Below are 16,042 nucleotides of genomic sequence, written 5' to 3'. Positions count from 1 at the left end.
CGCTCGGGGACCCATGACCAGGCCGTCGCGGATGGTCAGCTGCTCGATCGGGCGGGTCCTGCTGCCGAAATTCTCACTGGCGGCGATCACCATGGGACGAGGACGAACCGGTCGGACCCTTCGACGACGAATCGACCGACCACGACCGACCACGATCGGATGTGCTCGGCGTGGAGCGCGATTCAGCTCGCACGACGGCGGTGGGCGGCACGGCGTCACTCCGGTTGTGAGGAGAGCCGGGAGGGAGCATCGTGGTCCGGAGCACCGGAGCACCGGAGCACCGGAGCACCGGAGCACCGGAGCACCGGAGCACCGGAGCACCGGAGCACCGGAGCACCGGAGCACCGGAGCGGACTGCGCGGCGGTGCGGGACCGGGCTGAGTCAGCGGAGGAATGCCGGGGTCAGGTCGAGGTCGGTGGGTGGGCGCAGGCGGCGGAGGGTGCCGTCGATGCTGGTGACGTAGAGGGACCAGGTGGGACCGTCGGGGGCGAGGCGGGCGGAGGTGGGGCCGATCGGGGGTCGGGCGGGCAGTGGTCCGGTCGGCGGGGTGGTCCAGCCGGTGGCGAGGGTGCACCAGCGGCCGGTCGCGGTGTCGACCTGGTAGACGCTGCCGGAGTAGTCGCCCGCGACGAAGGCCAGTCCGCTCGCGGCGGTGTCGAGATCGTCCAGTCCGGGGAACAGGCCGTCGGGGATCGCGGCGACCGGGGTGGGGTGGTCGGGGGCGTCGAGGGGGACGCGCAGGATCTGGGAGGTGGCCACGTCCTCGGTGAGGACGGCCCGGTGGTCGGCGGTGAGGGCGAGGCCGTTGGGGCGGGGCACCGGCGACCAGCCGAGCGTGAATTCGCCGGTGGCGGGACGGTAGCGGCTGATGCCGACCGGTGGCCACGGAATCGACAGCTGGGTCAGCAGCAGGTCGCCGTCGGGGAGCAGGAGCAGGCCGTTGGGCTGCACCAGATCGGGCAGCAGCACGGTGACCTCGCCGCTCGGCAGGTGCAGCCGCCGGAGCGTGCCACCACCGTCGGGAGTGGTGCCGTCGCCGGTGAGGAAGTAGAGGTCGGCGCCGGAGCGGCGCAGCCCGGCGGGATTGTCGAGCCCGGTGAGCAGCGTGGTGACCCGGCCGTCGGCGGCGACGTGCCGCAGCTCGCCGCGCACGATGCCGGAGACGTAGAAGCCTCCCGCGCCGTCGTATTCCAGGTTCTCCAGGCCACCGAGGTCGGCGGCCAGCACCTCGGCCTGCCACCCGCCGCCGCATCCCGCCTCGGCCCGCGCCGCCGCCACCGGCCCGAGCCCGGTGATCACCGCCGCCGCGAGTGTCGTTGCGAGACAGCGGATGTAGCGCGTGCCGGAGCGTCGATCCATGGCCGAAGCCTAGACCGCCGCCCGGCCGCGCCGCACCGGGTCAGCCGGGTGCGGTGGTGGTCAGCCAGGTGGCGAGCAGGTCGGAGGCAGCGGTGTCGGCGGACAGGGCGGCGTGCTCCGCGGCGGTCAGCTCGACGGCGTCGAGCTCGGCCCGCCAGCGGGCGAGCCGTTCGGAATCCTCGGTCGCGACAGCGATTTCGGCCAGCGCGGCGTAGGCGCGGGCCCGGTCGGGGGCCGACGCGGTCGTGGCGAATCGTCGCAGCCCGGTTTCCAGGACGCGGGCCGCCGCCTTGTCGTCGTTCTTGAAATCGCGCAGGATGCGGGCATTGTCGAGGACTCTGGCCAGCCCGGTCAGCGCACGGGAGCCGCCGTATTCGAGCTCCATCGGCTCGTCGCGCTGGATCACCAGCAGGGTGTTGCCGACCGGATCCACGAGGGAGAACCGGGACTGCCCCGGCCGGAACCGGGTGATCCGCGGCAATCCCTTGGCGGGGATCCGGCCGTACACGGCGCGCAGGGCCGCGGTGAACTCGGCGTGGCGGGCGGCGACGTCGTCGACCATCACCAGCGCGCCCACATGCTCGGTGGGCAGCGTGACCCCGGGCGGCGCGGTCGCGAAATGCAGTGCGCACCCGTGCCCTTCGACCGCGCCGTAGACATAGGGCCTGGTCTGCTCGTAGGTGACGGTGTAGCCGAGTGCCTGGTAGAAGGCCAGCGTGGTCGGCAGCTCGCCACTCCACAGCAGCGGCACGGCGGTATCGGTCATCGGTGTCCTTCCGGAGAACGCGGGTCGGTCGGATCTGAGGTTAGGAAGACTTTCGCGAAACCGCCCATAACTCGTCGGGCGAGCTCAGCAGCCGGTCGGCGGCGACCGCGGCACCGTCGCCGACGATCCGCTCGCCGACCGTGCGGGCCGTGGTCGCGGCGTCGAGCGCGCCCTCCAGTGCCGCGTGCGGGTCGTCGGTGGCGGTCGATGCGGTGCCGATGCCCAGCTCGGCGACCCGCCCGGCGTAATAGAACTGGTCGAACATCTGCGGCACGACGACCTGCGGTACACCGGCCCGTGCCGCCGCGTGGGTCGTGCCCGCGCCACCGTGGTGGACCACCGCGGCTACGCGCGGGAACAGCGCCTGATGTGCGACCTCGCCGACCGTGTGGCAATCCGGGCCGTCGTCGCGGGGCAGCAGATCCGCCCAGCCCCGGCCGACGACGACGCGACGGCCGAGCGTCCGTGCGGCCTCGATCATCCTGTGCGCCACCTCTTCCGGAGCGCGGACGCTGCCGAACCCCACGTAGACCGGGGGATCGCCGGCCTCGAGGAAATCCGCCAGCGCGGGGTCGAGCGGGCGGGTGTCGTCGAGCATCCACGCGCCTGTCTGGACGACGTCCAGATCAGGTGCCCCTGGCCAGGGCGCCAGGAGTGGGTCGGCGGCCAGCCACGGTCGCTCGGTGAACAGGTGCGCGCGCACGTCGTCGACGTCGGGGAGTCCGAGGCGGGCGCGGGCGGCGTTCAACGGCGCCCGCCAGACACCGTTCCACAGCTGCCGATCCTGTTCCCAGCGGGCGGCGATGTCGCCGGTGGGGGCCGCGCCGAACACCGGCGGCGCCAGCCGCGGTGACGGCAGTGTCATCGGGGCGAACGCCGCGTACACGTACGGCACCGCCAGCGACTCCGCGATCGAACGCGCGGCGATCGCCAACCCGCCCCCGCCGACCACCGCGCCGCAGCCCGCCGACGCCGCACCGACCGCCGCGAACTGGGCCGCCACCGTGTCCTCGACCATCCGTTGCCGCTGCTCCGGCGTCGGCACCCCGTGGGGCTTGGCCGTGCCGCGCACCTCCGGCCCCACCGGGACGTATTCGACACCCAATTCCCGCGCCCGGTCGGCGAAATCGGGCGGCGCGCACAGCACGGCCTCGTGCCCCAGCGCGCGCAGCCGCACCGCGAGCGCGAACATCGGCTGCGCCTCCCCGCGTGACCCGATCGTCGACAAGAGAACCCGCATGTCACACCCCGTCCTGCGCCCGGATCTGGGCGCGCGAACAGCGATTCTGCACCCCCGCCCCGCCCTTGCGGCAAGCCCCGTTCGCCGGTAGACAATGAAAGGGGAAGCGTGATCGGCGGCCGCTGCCGCACGCGCCGGAGGGCATTAGGCTGCGAGCATGACCAACCGTCTCGGTGAGCTGCAGACCGCGAACTTCGTCCTCCTCACCACCTTCCGCAAAGACGGCACCCCGGTGGGTACCGCCGTGTGGGCCGTCGCCCGCGACGACAAGCTGTTCGTGTGGACCGTGACCGACAGCTGGAAGGTGAAGCGGATCCGCCGCAATCCCGAGGTGACGCTGCAGCCCTGTGACGCGCGCGGGAAGGCGCACGGCGCCGTCGTCACCGGCACCGCCCGCCTCCTCGACGCCACCGAGACCGAACAGGTCCGCTCCTGGCTGCGTCGCAAGTACTGGCTGACCGGCCCGCTGGTGATCCTCGGCAGCAACCTGCGCCGGGGCAAGGCGGGCACCATCGGCATCGAGATCACCCCCGCCTGACGGATCACCCGAAGCAGTACCCAGTACCCGGGGTATCGGATAACGTGGGCTCAGCGGAACCTCCGAAGGGACTCACATGGCCGAGAAACGCACCCGCGCCGTCGTCGTCGCGGGCGCGCGCACGCCGTTCGTGCGCGCGTTCACCGATTTCACCCGCCTCGACAGCATCGCCCTGGCCGGCGCCGCCGTCCGCGGGCTGATCGAACGCACCGGGATCGCGCCGGGCGAGATCCAGTCGATCGTGTGGGGTGGCGTCATCCTGCCGAGTCACGCGCCGAACATCGCCCGCGAAGTGGCCCTCGACCTGAAGCTGGACTTCGGGTGCGAGGGCTACACGGTGACCAGGGCGTGCGCGTCCGGTCTGCAGGCGGTCACCTCGGCGGCCGCGGCCATCGAACGCGGTGAGTACGACATCATGATCGCCGGTGGCAGCGACTCCACCAGCAACGCCGAGATCAAACTCCCGCAGAAGGTCGTGCACGCCGTCGCGCCGGTGGCGCTGGGCAAGCCGAAGCCGAAGGACTACCTCGACGTGGTCCGTCAGCTCGCGCCGTTCACCGATGTCCTGCCGCGTCAGCCCAAGATCTCCGAGCGCACCACCGGCGAGGTGATGGGCGAGTCCGCCGAGAAGATGGCCAGGATCAACGGCATCTCCCGCGCCGACCAGGACGAGTTCGCCGCCCGCTCGCACCACCGCGCCGCGGCCGCCATCGCCTCGGGTCGCTTCGACGACGAAGTGGTTCCGGTGACCACCCCGTCGGGCAAGCGCGTCGACACCGACGGCCTGGTCCGGGCGAACACCAGCGTCGACAAACTCGCCACCCTGCGGCCGGTGTTCGCCGAGGGCGGCACGGTCACCGCGGGCAATGCCAGCCCGCTCACCGACGGCGCGTCGGCAGTGCTGCTCATGAGCGAGGAGAAGGCCCGTGCCCTCGGCTTCACCCCGCTCGCGGCCGTGCGCTCGTGGAGTTTCGTGAGCGTCGACCCCGCCGATCAGGTCCTCATCGGCCCGGCGATCTCCATGCCGCGGGCCCTCGACAAGGCGGGCATGACGCTGGCCGACATCGACCTCGTCGACATCCACGAGGCCTTCGCCGCCCAGACCCTCTCGGTCCTGCGCATGCTGGAAAGCCCCGACTGGGCCAAGTCCCGCCTGGACCGCGACGAGCCAGTCGGCACCGTGGACATCGACACACTCAACGTCCACGGCGGCTCGATCTCGCTGGGCCACCCCTTCGGCGCCACCGGCGCCCGGATGGTCACCACCATGGCCAACGAACTGGCCCGCACCGGCAAACAGACCGCCCTGCTCGGCATCTGCGCCGCCGGCGGCATCGGCGCCTCCGCCGTCCTCGAAGCCGTGTGAGCACGACGGGCAGGTGATCCACACCGGGTCACCTGCCCGGACGGCTACGTCGCCTGGCTCACCGACGACATGTGGAAGTCGGGGATGCGCAACGGGGGCATGGCGGTGCGGGTGAACCAGTCCTTCCATTCGCGGGGCAGGGTGATCTCGGTGGCGCCGGCTTCGCTGATGCGGCGCAGGAGATCGAGGGGGCTCTCGTTGAAGCGGAAGTTGTTGACGGCGGCGGTGACCCGGCCGTCCTCGACGAGGTAGACGCCGTCGCGGGTGAGGCCGGTGAGCAACAGGGTGGCCGGGTCGACCTCGCGGATGTACCAGAGGCAGGTCAGCAGCAGGCCGCGTTCGGTGCGGGCGATCATGTCGTCCAGTGACGCGTCGGAGCCGCCGGTGAGCAGCAGGTTCTCGCCGGGAACCGTGGCGGGAGCGGAGAATTCGGCGGCGGTGGCGCGCGGGTAGACCAGCGATTCGATGACGCCGGCGCCGATCCAGTCGACGCGCTGGGCGGGCAGGCCGTTGTCGAACACCGACAGCGACTCCGACGACGACGGCGTCGCCACGAACGGCCGGTATTCCAGACCGCTCGCGTTCGGGTCGGAGTAGAGGGTCAGCGGAATGTCGCTGAGCCGCTCCCCGATCCGGGTGCCGCCCGCGCGGGAGAAGGCGGTGTGGCCCTCGTGCGCGCCACGGCCCTCCATGGTCCAGGCCAGGTAGATCATCAGGTCGGCCACCGCCGAGGGCGGCAGCAGCGTCTCGTAGCGGCCCGCGGGCAGGTCGACGCGGGTGGCCGACCAGTCCAGCCGCCGGGACAGCTCGGCCAGCAGGCCCGGGGTGTCGACGTCGGTGAAGTCGGCGGTGCCGACACCCACCCAGGCGCTGGCGAGATCGGCGCCCTCGCCCCGCTTTCCGTTGATCTCGACCGACCCGGTGGGCTGGCTGAAGCGGCGGCGGATCCCGGTGGAGGTGCCCAGCCAGGTGGTGTGCAGCTGGTGATGGGCGAAACCGTAGAGCCGGTCGGTGCCGTCGAACCCGGTCGACAGATCGCGGGCCAGGCCGGCGAACACGTCGATCTCGGTGGCACCGGGCGCGTGATCCCAGGTGGCGGTGTCGTCGACGGTGGGTTCGAGCAGCGGCATCGCGTCGCGCGCCGGGGTCGCCGTGCGGGCGGCCTCCTCACTGGCGCGCACCACGGCCTCGATCTCGGCCGGGTCCACGCTGGTGGAGCTGATGCTGCCGACGCGGGCGGCGTTGGGGCCGTCCCGGAACACCGAGATCACCGCCCAGTCCCGCGACACCGACGACCCGTTGGTGGTCATCGAATTGCCCGCCCAGCGCAGCGACGCCTCGTGCGCGTCGGTGACGATCACGATCGCCTCGTCGGCCTTCGACGCCGCCAGCGCGCGCTCGACCACCGCGCCCGCGGGGAACACACCCGATGCGCTCACTGGCCGCCCTCCGTCCGGGTATTGAGAATGTTGACCCCGCGCACCAGCACCGACGGGCAGCCGTGGCTCACCGCCGCCACCTGACCGGGCTGGGCCTTGCCGCAGTTGAACGCGCCGCCGAGCTGCCAGGTGCTCGGTCCGCCGACCGCTTCCATCGCACCCCAGAAGTCGGTGGTGGTGGCCTGGTAGGCCACATCGCGCAGCTGACCGGCCAGCTCCCCGTTGCGGATCCGGAAGAACCGCTGACCGGTGAACTGGAAGTTGTAGCGCTGCATGTCGATCGACCACGACTTGTCGCCGACGATGTAGATGCCGTCGGAGACCCGCGAGATCAGCTCGGCGGTCGTGGTGTCGCGTTCCGGGTCCGGTTGTAGCGACACGTTCGCCATCCGCTGGATCGGGACGTGATGCGGTGAATCGGCGTAGGAGCAGCCGTTGGACCGCGCCAGCCCGAGGCGCGGGGCGAACACCCGGTCGAGCTGGTAGCCGACCAGCACGCCGTCGCGCACCAGATCCCACCGCTGGCCCGCCACGCCCTCGTCGTCGTAGCCGACCGTGGCCAGCCCGTTGACCTGGGTGCGGTCCCCGGTGACGTGCATGATCGGCGTGCCGTAGCGCAGCGTGCCCAGCTTGTCGGGGGTGGCGAACGAGGTACCCGCGTAGGCGGATTCGTAGCCGATCGCCCGGTCGTACTCGGTGGCGTGGCCGATGGACTCGTGGATGGTCAGCCACAGATTGGTCGGGTCGATCACCAGGTCGGTCGGGCCCGCGACGACGCTGGGCGCCTTCACCTTCTCGGCCAGCCACTCCGGGATCCGCGCGAGTTCGCCCGCCCAGTCCCAGGTTCCGTCGGCGCCGGTGACGTACTCCCAGCCGCGGCCCGCGGGCGCGGCCAGGGTGCGCATGGTTTCGAAGACCCCGGAGGCCGCGTCGACGGTGATCGCCTCGAGCTGCGGATGCAGCCGCACCCGCTGCTGGGTGATCGCCGACCCGGCCGTGTCGGCGTAGAAGACCTGCTCCTTGACCTGCAGCACCGACGCGGTCACGTGGTCGACGCCGTCGGCGGCCGAGAGCCGCTCCGAATAGTCCTGCAGCAGCGCCACTTTGTCGGCGGTCGGCACCGCGAACGGGTCGAGGTCGTAGGCCGACACCCAGGACACGTCCGCGTAGCGCGGCTCGTCGGCGAGCTCGACACGCTCCCGATTGAGCGAGCGCAGGGCGGTCGCGACGGTGACCGCGCGCCGGGCCACCTCGGCGGCGGTGTCGGGGGTGAGTGCGGCGTGCGAGGCGAAACCCCAGGTGCCGTCGACGATCACGCGCACGGCCAGGCCGAGCTCGGTCGAGTCGGTGACGGCCTCGACCCGCCCGTCGCGCAAGCGGATCGACTGGGTCACCAGCCGCTGCACCCGCAGATCGGCGTGCTCGGCCCCGGCCGCCCGCGCCGCCGACAGGGCGGCCTCGGCCAGCGCGCGCAAGCCGAGTGCGCGGAACTCCTCGTCCACTTCTCCGGAAGTCGCGGTAGTCACCCGGCCTACGCTAGCCGGTGGGACCGACACGCGGGAGCCGTGCCCGGCATTCCGCGAAAACCCGGTTCCGGCAGTCACAACCGTGACGCGCTGACCCCGGTCCTCCCGCGGCGGTGGGCCCCGATGCCGTAGGGTGCCCGCCGTGCCGCCATCCGCCCTCCGCGATCGAAAAAGGGAACGAACCCGTCGTGCGATCCTCGTGGCCGCCGTCGGATTGTTCGAGGCCAGAGGCTATGAGGAAACGACCGTGGCCGAGATCGCGGCCGAGGCCGAGGTCGGCACGCGGACCTTCTTCAACTACTTCGCGAGCAAGGAAGAACTGCTCTTCCCCGAACCCGACGAACGGGTGCGCGCCGCCGTCGCGGCCATCGCCACCCGGCGGCCGGGGGAGCGGCCGGTGGAGGTGCTGCTGCGCGCGCTGCGCGCGGCAGGCGACAACCCCGGTGAGCATCTCGTCGACGATCTGAACTCCCGGGTGGCGGCGCTGCGCGCGCGGGTCTCGCGGACGGTGCCCGCGGTGAGCGGCCGGGCCGCGCACGCCCAGCTCGTCGCCCAGCGCGAGATCGCCCGGCAGCTGCACAGCGCGTTCCCCCACGAACTCGACGAGGTCGGCGCCGCCGCGCTGGTCGGCGCGGTCGTCGGCGCCGTCTCGGGCGCGCTGACGGTGCTGTTCCAGCAGCCCCAGCACGGCATCGACGACGGCGAGCGACTACACCGCAAGATCCACGAGACCACCTCGCGGGTGCTGCAGCCGTGGCTGGCCGCCTCGGCCCCGGTCGAACCGGTGCGCTAGCCGAACTGCTGCCAGCCCAGCCGGATCACCATCACCACGACCACCACCAGCAGCACGATCCGCACGAACCCCGCGCCCTTGGCCAGCGCCATCCGCGAACCGACCAGCGCGCCCGCCACATTCGCGACCGCCATGCCCGCGCCGAGGCCCCACAGGATGTGCCCGGTCGCGCCGAGGTACAGCAGCGCGCCCAGATTCGAGCCGCAGTTGATCACCTTCGCCATGGCCGCGGCCCGCACGAACTCGGTGCCGAGCAGCGTCGCGAAGGTGATGATCAAGAACGTGCCGGTGCCCGGCCCGAGCAGGCCGTCGTAGAGGCCGATCAGACCGGCGGCCAGCGCCACCACCAGGATCACCTTGCGCCGGGTCGGCGGATGGGTGGCCATGGTCATGCCGATGGATGGCCGCAGCGTGACGAACAGCGCGACGCCGACCAGCACCACCATGACCAGCGGAATGAACAGGTCGCGGTCGATCAGCGAGACCGCCGCCGCGCCACAGGCCGCGGTGATCGCGGCGATCACGGCGCCCGGAATCAGCACCTTCCACTGCATCGGCACCCGGCGCGCGAAGGTGATCACCGCGGTCGAGGTGCCCGCGAACGCGGCCAGCTTGTTGGTGCCCAGCGCCGTCTGCGGGGCGATGCCCGGAGCGACCAGGAACAGCGTCGGCAGGATGATCAGGCCGCCGCCGCCGACCACCGCGTCGACCCACCCCGCCGCGGCCGCGGCCACCAGTAGGACCGTCCAGTCTGCTAGTTGCACCGGACCAGGCAATCAAGATCGCGCCCGGAAAGCCAACCGGGTCCGGCCGCGCCCGGCGACTAGGCTGGGCCGGTGCGCCGGTTCAGCTTGTGGCTCCGCGGCCGACCCGTCGTCGCCGATTCCGTCCTCGCGCTGTTCCTGATGGTGCTCGACGCGCTCGGCGTCGGCGACGAACACCACAAGGCCTCCTACCTGGTCTTCTCCCTGATCCTGCCGCTGCCGTTGATCCTGCGCCGGATCTATCCGCGGGCGGTGGCCGCGGTGCTGTTCGTGCTCTCGGTGCTGTGCACGCTGGTCGGGTATCTGGTGGGCGACGACACCTCCGGTCACGTCGCCCTGATCGGGCTCGGCGTGATGCTCTACACCCTCGTCGCCTATGTCGGCAGGCGGGACGGTCTGATCTACCTGGGCTGCCTGGCGATCGATCTGACGCTGTCGATGCTGGTGCTGAGCGAACCAGCGGGCGGCGATCTGGCGCTGGTCGGCGTGATCTACGCGCTGTGCTGGACGCTGGCCGAGTTCAACGGCGCCCGCCACGCCTACGACGCCGAGGTCGCGGCGCGGCTCGCGGTCGCTGACTACGACAAGGAACGCCGGGCCCACGAGGCCGTGGCCGCCGAACGCACCCGCATCGCCCGCGAACTGCACGATGTGGTCGCGCACGCGGTCAGCGTCATCATCGTGCAGGCCGACGGCGCCAAGTACGCCCTGCGCCACGACCCCGACACCGCCGAACGCGCGCTCGCGACCATCGCGGGCACCGGCCGGGAGGCGCTGCGCGAACTGCGCCGCACCGTGGCACTGCTGCGCACCGAGCACGCGCCGGAACTGCTGCCCCAGCACGGCAGCGCGGGTATCGCGACCGTGGCCGAGCTGATGCGCGACGCCGGTGTGGCCGTCGACCTCGAACTGACCGGGGAACTCGACGACATCACGCCCGAGGTCAGCCTCGGGGTGCACCGCATCGTCCAGGAATCGCTGACCAACACCCTGCGCCACGCCGGCGCGAGCCCGAAGGCGACCGTGCGCGTGCACCGCCGCGAGGACGACGTCCTGGTCGAGGTGACCGACAGCGGCGGCCTGCCCGAGCGGCCGCCCACCACCGAGATCCCCGGCGCGGGCATGGGCCTGGTCGGTATGCGCGAACGGGTCGCTGTCCTCGGCGGCACCCTGTCCGCGGGCCGGACCGCCGATGGCCGCTGGCGGGTCCTTGCCACCCTCCCGCTGCGCGCCGAAGGCGACTGATCCGCCCGCTAAGGTTGGGAAATGCCGATCAGCGTGCTCGTGGTGGACGATCAGGAACTCATGCGGATGGGCTTGAAGATGGTCCTCGGGGCGCACCCGGACATCGAGGTCGTCGGCGAGGCGGGCAACGGGGACGAGGCCGTGCGGCGCGCGGGGGAGCTGCGGCCCGACGTGGTCCTGATGGACGTGCGGATGCCGGTCGTCGACGGGGTCACCGCCACCGGCCGGATCGTCGCGGCGGGCGACGGCGTCCGCGTGCTCGTGATGACCACCTTCGATCTCGACGAACACGCCCTCGGCGCGCTGCGCGCGGGCGCCAGCGGATTCCTGCTCAAGGACACCCCGCCCGAAGACCTCGTCTCCGCCATCCGCAGTGTCGCCGCGGGCGACGCGGTGGTCTCCCCGAAAGTCACCAAGCGCCTGCTCGACCGGCTCGTCGCCGAGGACCCGGCGGGCCTGCGCGACCCGGGCGTGCTCGACGTGCTCACCGCCCGCGAACGCGAGGTGCTCGAACAGATCGCCGCGGGCCGCTCCAACGCCGAGATCGCCGGGGCGCTGTTCCTGTCGGAGGCCACGGTGAAGACCCATGTCGGCCGCGTGCTCACCAAACTCGGGCTGCGCGATCGGGTGCAGGCGGTGGTGCTGGCCTATGAGACCGGTCTCGTCCGGCCGGGTGGCTGAGGCGGCCGGGAGAAAAATCGGGCTCCCGTGCGTTGACTCGGTAGATCGTCCGAAAGGATCGCCATGACCGCCGTGCTGTTCGTGCTCTACCTCGTCGTCGAGATCGCCGCGTTCGTCGGCCTCGCCCAGCTGATCGGCGCGGGCTGGGCCCTGCTGGCGCTGATCGCGGTATCCGGGGTCGGCTTGCTGCTGCTGGGCGCCCAGGGCAGGCGCGTGTTCGACCGGTTCCGCCGGGCCGCGCGCGGCGAGGTCACCGCCGAGAGCGCGGTCGCCGACGGGCTGCTGGTGGCCACCGGCTCGGTGCTGCTGTTCGTGCCCGGCCTGGTCACCGGACTCGTCGGCCTGCTCGCGCTGTTCCCGCCCACCAGGGCGCTGATCCGGCCGGTGCTCGAGAAGCTCGGCACCCGGCGGTTCGGTCCGCTGCCCTCCTTCGCGCCGTCGCCGTACCGCGGCGTGGTGGTCGACGCCGACAACGGTGACGTGGTCGACGGCGTCGTCGTCGGGCAGTGGTACGACGACGGGCACACCGCCGGGCCGCGCGCGCTCGGCTCCGCCTGAACCGAGGATTCCGCCCGGCGGCCGGAAGGTCTACAGTGTGCCGATGGCCACCGAGCAGATCACCGTCACGGTGAGCGCGGAACTGGCCGACGCGGTGCGTAGGGCGAGTGCCGCTGCCGGACAGTCCATGTCGGATTTCACGGTCGCCGCGTGGCGACTCGAACTCATCGCCGTCGAGGCGGGCGGACACACTCCAGCGGGGCTGTGCGACGCCGACGTCCGCGCGGTCCTGTCCCTGCCGACCTGACGATTCGCCGATACGGCAGACTGGGGGACCGTGAGTACCCAGTTGCTGATCGGCGGTCGTTTCTACAGTTCCAGCTCCCCGGACGCGACCGCGATGGCGGTCACCGACGGCACGGTGGTGTGGCTGGGGGCCGAAGCGCCCGGCCGGGCGATGCATCCCGACGCGGAGATCGTCGACCTCGACGGCGCCTTCGTCGCGCCCGCCTTCGTCGACCCGCACGTGCACGTCACCGCGCTGGGCCTGCAGCTGACCGGGCTCGACGTCAGCGGCACCGGGTCGCTGGCCGAGCTGCTCGCCGCCCTGCGCGCGTACGCGAGCGCGCAGCCCGACGGTGTGATCATCGGCGAGGGCTGGGACGACACCGCCTGGCCCGAGCAGCGCCCGCCCACGGTCGCCGAACTCGACGAGGCCGCCGGCGCGGGCAGGCTCGTATACCTGGCCCGGGTCGACGCGCACTCCGCCGTCGCCTCCTCGGCGCTGCTCGACGCGGCGGGCGAGCTCGGCGAGGGCTACCGTCGCGGGGAGCCGGTGCGCGCCGACGCCCATCACCGGGTGCGTGCCGTCGCCCTCGCGGAACTCGGTCGCGCGCACCGTGATCGGGCCCGCACCGCCGCCCTGGACGCCGCCGCCGCGCACGGCATCGTCGCCGTGCACGAGTGCGCCGGCCCCGATATCTCCAGCCGCGAGGACGTCCGCGAGCTGCTCGCCTTCGAGCACGGCGTCGAGGTGCGCGCCTACTGGGGCGAGGCCGTGCGCACCGCGGCCGAGGCGCGTGCCCTGATCGACGAGCTGGGTGTCGCCGCGCTCGGCGGCGATCTGTTCGTCGACGGTTCGCTCGGCTCGCACACCGCGCTGCTGCGCGCGCCCTACGCCGACGCGAGCGGCTGCGGCAAGAACTTCCTCGACGCCGAGACGGTCACCGCGCACATCCGCGCCTGCACCGAAGCCGGTGTGCAGGCCGGGTTCCACGCCATCGGCGACGCCGCCATGGATCTCGTGGTCGCCGGATTCGCCACGGTCGCCGCCGAACTCGGCGGTCCGGCGGTCGCCGCGCGCGGACACCGCGTCGAGCACGCCGAGATGACCGACGCCGCCGCGATCGAGCAGCTCGCGGCGCTGGGCGTGATCCTGTCCGTGCAGCCGGGTTTCGACGCCGCGTGGGGTGGACCTGACCGCATGTACGCCACCCGCCTCGGCGCCGAGCGCGCCGCGACCCTGAACCCCTTCGCGGCGATGGCCGCGGCGGGCATCTCCCTGGCGATCGGCTCGGACGCGCCGGTGACCACGCTGAATCCGTGGGAGCAGGTGCGCGCGGCGGTCCAGCACCGCACGCCCGGTCACGGCCTGTCCCCGCGCGCCGCGTTCGCGGCCGCGACGCGGGGTGCCTGGCGGGCGGGCGGCGTGCGCGACGGCATGGCCGGCACCCTGGTGCCGGGCGCCCCGGCCTCCTACGCCGTGTGGGACGCGGGCGAGCTCGTCGTCGCCGCGGCCGCCGACACCGTGCAGCGCTGGTCGACCGACCCGCGCTCGCGCGTCCCCGGTCTGCCCCGGCTCGATCCCGGCGCCGACCTGCCGACCTGCCTGCGCACGGTGCACAACGGCACCACTATCTACCGCGCCTGACCACGACCGCGCCGGCACACGAATCACGGAGCAGGACACCATGATCCACCCCGCCACCGAACCAGGGCCCGACGCCACGACCGCCGACGCGGCCGGGGCGGGCCCGACCGACCCCGCGACACCGGCCGGCGCGGCGGGCGGTGACCGGTTCGGGGTCCTGGCCCGGATGGCCACGGCCGTCGCGGGTGGCCTGCTGCTGTTCGGCAGCTTCCCGCCCCGGCCGTGGTGGTTCCTCGCCCCGATCGCGCTGGCCCTGCTCACCGTCGCGGTGCGCGGGCCGGGCAGGCTGCGCGGTGGTTTCGGCCTCGGATTCCTCGGCGGGCTCGCGTTCTTCGTCCCGCTGCTGCCGTGGACGGGCATCTACGTCGGACCGGTGCCCTGGCTCGCGCTGTCGACCGCGTGCGCGGTGTTCTTCGGCCTGTGGGGCGTGCTCGCCCGGTGGCTCGGCAGCTTGCCCGGCTGGCCGGTCTGGCTCGCCCTCGCCTGGACGGCCACCGAATGGGCGCGGTCGAGTTTCCCGTTCGGTGGATTCCCGTGGGGGCGGGTCGCTTTCGGCCAGGCCGACGGCTGGTACCTGCCGCTGGCCGCCTACGGCGGCGCGCCGCTGATCGGGTTCGCCGTCGCCCTGACCGGCACCGGCCTTGCCGCGCTCGCGCTGCGCGTGGTGGCCTGGGTGCGACAGCCTGCGCCGCGCGCGACCGGCAGGGCCACCCGGCTGGGATTTGCCACGGCCGCGGTCACCGTGGCTGTCATGCCCCTCGCCGGAGTGATCCTCCGGCCGACGCTGCCCGCCCCGGACGACGGGGACCGGACGATCACGGTCGCCGCGATCCAGGGCAGCGTGCCGCGGTTGGGCCTGGAGTTCAACGCCCAGCGGCGGGCCGTGCTGGACAACCACGTCCGGCGCACCGAGGAGCTCGCCGACGCCGTCGACCGCGGGCAGTCGCCCCGGCCCGACATCGTGATCTGGCCGGAGAACTCCTCCGATATCGACCCGTTGCGCAACGCCGACGCCGCCGCGGAGATCAGCAGGGCCGCCCAGCGGATCGGCGCGCCGATCCTGGTCGGCGCGGTCCTGGTGAACGGTGACCGCACGACCACCAACTCGGTGATGGTGTGGAACGGCGCGGACGGGCCGTCCGATCGGCACGACAAGAAAATCATCCAGCCGTTCGGTGAATACCTGCCGATGCGGAGTTTCTTCCGATTGTTCTCGTCGTATGCCGACCAAGCCGGACATTTCGTGCCGGGTGACGGTGACGGAACGGTCACGGCGGCCGGGGTGCGGGTCGGCGTCGCCACCTGTTACGAGGTGGCGTTCGACCGGGCCTTCCGGGAGTCGCTGGCCGCGGGTGCCGAACTGCTGACGGTGCCGACCAACAACGCGACCTTCGGCACGAGCGAGATGACCTACCAGCAGATGGCCATGTCGCGGGTGCGGGCGGTCGAGCACGGCCGGGCCCTGGTGATCGCAGCAACCACCGGGGTCAGCGCTATCATCACCGCGAACGGCGAGATCGCACAGCAGTCCGAACAAGTCGTCCCCGCCGCGCTGGTCGCCCAGCTACCATTGCGCGACACGACGACGATCGCGACACGGATCGGCGCGGCGCCGGAAGTGGCGTCCGTTATTCTGACCGCGATCGGCGTGGCGCTGGTATTTTTCCGGCGCCGGCGGGCAAATCAGACGCAGGTTTCGCGGAGCTCGCAGAATTCCGAATAAGCGGTTTGTTTCAACCCGGGGGAAGCAGCAGTAAGTAGCTGCTACAGGGGCGTAATACATAGAGCTCGAAACAAATCCACATCGGTAGCCATCCGGCTGCCGGAGTACTCCGAATCAATGGGCGTGGATAGCCACGCCCTGGGCCGTCGTGTGCCCGGGCGCTGCTCGGGGAG

Annotated in this window: 15 protein-coding genes; 9 read left to right on the top strand and 6 right to left on the bottom strand. The window is 72.2% G+C overall.

What is annotated here, in order from left to right; genetic code table 11:
* Nucleotides 1–382 precede the first annotated feature (382 nt).
* The 3 genes from AB0L91_RS22780 to AB0L91_RS22770 are packed head-to-tail and all read right to left on the bottom strand — an operon-like array spanning nt 383 to nt 3,366.
* Nucleotides 383–1,360 carry a hypothetical protein gene (locus AB0L91_RS22780; RefSeq protein WP_365012940.1) on the bottom strand — a complete coding sequence of 326 codons (978 nt, stop codon included), beginning with the start codon at nt 1,358–1,360 and terminating at the stop codon, nt 383–385.
* Between the two features lie 40 nt (nt 1,361–1,400).
* Nucleotides 1,401–2,126, bottom strand: a complete 726-nt coding sequence (locus AB0L91_RS22775; RefSeq protein WP_365012939.1) for a glyoxalase — start codon at nt 2,124–2,126, stop codon at nt 1,401–1,403.
* Between the two features lie 40 nt (nt 2,127–2,166).
* Nucleotides 2,167–3,366 carry a glycosyltransferase gene (locus AB0L91_RS22770; RefSeq protein ID WP_365012936.1) on the bottom strand — a complete coding sequence of 400 codons (1,200 nt, stop codon included), beginning with the start codon at nt 3,364–3,366 and terminating at the stop codon, nt 2,167–2,169.
* Between the two features lie 157 nt (nt 3,367–3,523).
* On the opposite strand from AB0L91_RS22770, the gene AB0L91_RS22765 reads away from it, so the two are divergent.
* Both AB0L91_RS22765 and AB0L91_RS22760 read left to right on the top strand, forming a co-directional pair.
* Nucleotides 3,524–3,904 carry a PPOX class F420-dependent oxidoreductase gene (locus tag AB0L91_RS22765; protein ID WP_357350295.1) on the top strand — a complete coding sequence of 127 codons (381 nt, stop codon included), beginning with the start codon at nt 3,524–3,526 and terminating at the stop codon, nt 3,902–3,904.
* A gap of 76 nt (nt 3,905–3,980) precedes the next feature.
* The gene (locus tag AB0L91_RS22760; RefSeq protein ID WP_365012933.1) at nt 3,981–5,270 is read left to right on the top strand and encodes an acetyl-CoA C-acyltransferase; all 1,290 of its coding nucleotides are present in this window, start codon (nt 3,981–3,983) and stop codon (nt 5,268–5,270) included.
* A 44-nt stretch (nt 5,271–5,314) separates the two neighbouring features.
* On the opposite strand, the gene AB0L91_RS22755 is transcribed toward AB0L91_RS22760, so the two are convergent.
* Together AB0L91_RS22755 and AB0L91_RS22750 are read right to left on the bottom strand one after the other, a co-directional pair.
* Complete coding sequence (locus AB0L91_RS22755) at nt 5,315–6,694, bottom strand: TldD/PmbA family protein (protein WP_355280434.1); 1,380 nt, start codon at nt 6,692–6,694, stop codon at nt 5,315–5,317.
* An 11-nt stretch (nt 6,695–6,705) separates the two neighbouring features.
* On the bottom strand, nt 6,706–8,235 hold the full coding sequence (locus tag AB0L91_RS22750) for a TldD/PmbA family protein (protein ID WP_355280240.1): 1,530 nt from the start codon (nt 8,233–8,235) through the stop codon (nt 6,706–6,708).
* Between the two features lie 199 nt (nt 8,236–8,434).
* On the opposite strand from AB0L91_RS22750, the gene AB0L91_RS22745 reads away from it, so the two are divergent.
* On the top strand, nt 8,435–9,028 hold the full coding sequence (locus AB0L91_RS22745) for a helix-turn-helix domain-containing protein (RefSeq protein WP_365012929.1): 594 nt from the start codon (nt 8,435–8,437) through the stop codon (nt 9,026–9,028).
* Here AB0L91_RS22745 and AB0L91_RS22740 read toward each other — a convergent pair.
* Nucleotides 9,025–9,792: a TSUP family transporter gene (locus AB0L91_RS22740; protein WP_365012928.1), complete on the bottom strand. Its 768-nt coding sequence runs from the start codon at nt 9,790–9,792 to the stop codon at nt 9,025–9,027. The genes AB0L91_RS22745 and AB0L91_RS22740 overlap by 4 nt on opposite strands.
* A gap of 72 nt (nt 9,793–9,864) precedes the next feature.
* On the opposite strand from AB0L91_RS22740, the gene AB0L91_RS22735 reads away from it, so the two are divergent.
* The 6 genes from AB0L91_RS22735 to lnt all read left to right on the top strand — a co-directional run bounded on the left by AB0L91_RS22735 (nt 9,865) and on the right by lnt (nt 15,869).
* Nucleotides 9,865–11,037 carry a histidine kinase gene (locus AB0L91_RS22735; RefSeq protein ID WP_365012925.1) on the top strand — a complete coding sequence of 391 codons (1,173 nt, stop codon included), beginning with the start codon at nt 9,865–9,867 and terminating at the stop codon, nt 11,035–11,037.
* A gap of 21 nt (nt 11,038–11,058) precedes the next feature.
* Nucleotides 11,059–11,718 carry a response regulator transcription factor gene (locus AB0L91_RS22730; protein ID WP_357350286.1) on the top strand — a complete coding sequence of 220 codons (660 nt, stop codon included), beginning with the start codon at nt 11,059–11,061 and terminating at the stop codon, nt 11,716–11,718.
* A gap of 63 nt (nt 11,719–11,781) precedes the next feature.
* Entirely contained in the window at nt 11,782–12,276 is a 495-nt protein-coding gene (locus tag AB0L91_RS22725) for an FxsA family protein (RefSeq protein WP_365012922.1), read from the top strand.
* A 43-nt stretch (nt 12,277–12,319) separates the two neighbouring features.
* A complete protein-coding gene (locus tag AB0L91_RS22720; protein ID WP_355280249.1) occupies nt 12,320–12,523 on the top strand; it encodes a hypothetical protein in 204 nt (67 codons plus the stop codon).
* Between the two features lie 30 nt (nt 12,524–12,553).
* The gene (locus AB0L91_RS22715; protein WP_355280251.1) at nt 12,554–14,146 is read left to right on the top strand and encodes an amidohydrolase family protein; all 1,593 of its coding nucleotides are present in this window, start codon (nt 12,554–12,556) and stop codon (nt 14,144–14,146) included.
* 166 nt (nt 14,147–14,312) lie between these two features.
* A complete protein-coding gene (lnt, locus tag AB0L91_RS22710) occupies nt 14,313–15,869 on the top strand; it encodes an apolipoprotein N-acyltransferase (RefSeq protein WP_365013690.1) in 1,557 nt (518 codons plus the stop codon).
* Nucleotides 15,870–16,042: the final 173 nt, after the last annotated feature.

The sequence above is a fragment of the Nocardia sp. NPDC051833 genome (assembly GCF_040681225.1).
In the GTDB taxonomy this organism is placed as follows: domain Bacteria; phylum Actinomycetota; class Actinomycetes; order Mycobacteriales; family Mycobacteriaceae; genus Nocardia.
The sequence above is the reverse complement of the archived record's forward strand: the minus strand, read 5'-3'. Positions and strand labels throughout refer to the sequence as shown.